The sequence below is a fragment of the Pseudomonas sp. HY7a-MNA-CIBAN-0227 genome, assembly GCF_040310325.1.
GTDB lineage: Bacteria > Pseudomonadota > Gammaproteobacteria > Pseudomonadales > Pseudomonadaceae > Aquipseudomonas.
Window position 1 is genome coordinate 1 of the sequence record NZ_JBEOPT010000374.1, and the last position, 233, is coordinate 233.

1 pseudogene is annotated in these 233 nt (G+C 50.6%); it reads left to right on the forward strand.

Annotation, left to right across the window (positions count from 1 at the left end):
• Nucleotides 1-233 (forward strand): annotated as a pseudogene (locus tag AAEZ06_RS28325) (hypothetical protein); the annotation flags it as partial.

Genomic DNA, 233 nt, shown 5'->3' on the forward strand with positions numbered 1-233 from the left:
GTGCCGGCCTTGCCAACGCTGAGTTGATATCGAACGTGCCACTTGATACCTCACGTTTTGAGCTAATGCCAGTCAGTGAGCTGTCTGCCAGTGCTGCTCAAGGCAACCATCACGCTCAGTTTTACTTAGCTAAGCGCTTGCAAAAAGGCCAAGGTATCGCTCAAAACACTCAACAAGCGATCCAGTGGTATACCAAAGCTGCTCAGCAAGGCGTTGCTCCTGCTCAGTTGAAT